This is a genomic window from Alkalimonas mucilaginosa, from assembly GCF_036327005.1.
Lineage (GTDB): Bacteria > Pseudomonadota > Gammaproteobacteria > Enterobacterales > Alteromonadaceae > Alkalimonas > Alkalimonas mucilaginosa.
In genome coordinates this window covers 1-1,279 of sequence record NZ_JAUGZK010000037.1, presented here as the reverse complement: position 1 = coordinate 1,279, position 1,279 = coordinate 1, and the positions used below count along the sequence as shown (strand labels likewise).

The 1,279-nt window shown below is 45.6% G+C and carries 2 protein-coding genes; both read right to left on the bottom strand.

What is annotated here, in order from left to right:
- On the bottom strand, nt 1–757 hold a 757-nt coding region (locus QWF21_RS17995), incomplete at its 3' end, for a restriction endonuclease (RefSeq protein WP_330089424.1).
- Between the two features lie 73 nt (nt 758–830).
- Nucleotides 831–1,279, bottom strand: a 449-nt coding sequence (locus QWF21_RS17990; protein WP_330089423.1) for a GNAT family N-acetyltransferase, incomplete at its 5' end; no start/stop codon positions are given.

Sequence of the window (1,279 nt, the reverse complement as noted above, 5' to 3'; positions counted from 1 at the left end):
AGCTTTCTTTGTAGCCATCCAGCCAATCCAATAACTGGGCCCTATCGACTAGTGCCAAATCCCAGCTACTTCTTGCCTCTTGTTTGACAAATTTTCTCGCATCATCAGTAAAAGTAGACGTAGTTACAATGATTGCCTTGTTTGGACCGTCCATTGTATTCATGACGCCATACAGAGTGCGAACAACATCTACACTGATCTTATTCGATTCGGCGTAGCGCTTGCATTCAACAAAATATTTGTTCTTAATCCCAATTCCGTCAGTGTGAACAGCGATAATGTCTTTCCCACCATCACGTGTTCTTTTGGTGAGGTCTACTTCAAATCCTTTTGACCTAAATACCTCCGCTACGATTTCTTCAAATTGTCTTGGAGTCACTTTATCTAGCAGGTATGGGCTTTCCTTCAAAGCCGAAATAAGTTCTGCAATTGACTCATGCAAATGGAATAAATCTTCCGCACTATATATTTCGCGGAGGTATTCCATTTCCGGTTCGCCAGTGGTTTGAGCGCCTGTTGTTTTATTTAATACAAAATTCAAGAACTCTACCGGGTATTCAGATGCTTCAAAATGCAATGAAATTGGTGAACTGCATTCAGGGCAATCAAATTCATATAAGATTTCATAAAGATTTTCAGCCCCCATTTGACGCTCTGACCCACCGAAACATTCGATAGAAAAATCGTCAACTGGAAGTTCTCCAGTATCTCCACAGGTATCGCAGGTATAGCTAATGGTTCCTGAGAATTTCCACACTGAGGTTTTGCCTCCCTATGAAGCTAACGCTAAGCTCAACCGTGCGCTTTAGCGCATCGGCTGGAGCGATTTGTTACATGCCCCGGCTAAACAAGACAACCGTAACTCCCTTGAAAGACGATTCACCTGTTGGCCGGAACCCCAGTTTTTCCAGAATTCTAATCGAAGGCATATTAGCTGGTTCAGCGAACGCGATGACGCTGCTCAATATCGGTTCGGCCTGGTGCAGCACCGCTGCCGCAGCCTCAGTGGCATAACCCATACCGCGGTGATTCGCGTGAAGACGAAATCCCAGCTCGGGTTTTCTTGCACCCTCAATTTCGCACATCTCAATGCCGCAATAGCCAATGATTGTTCCGGATGATTTGACCACAACCGCTAACTTGCCCAACCCATTCCGTTCACAGCTGGCCATTAATTCAGAGAATCGTTGCTTGGCCCCTTTTGCGTCGAGTGCACCAGTTGGCGAATAGGCCATGAATTCTGGGCACCTAAGGAGGGGAATTGCTACGCTTTCATCTT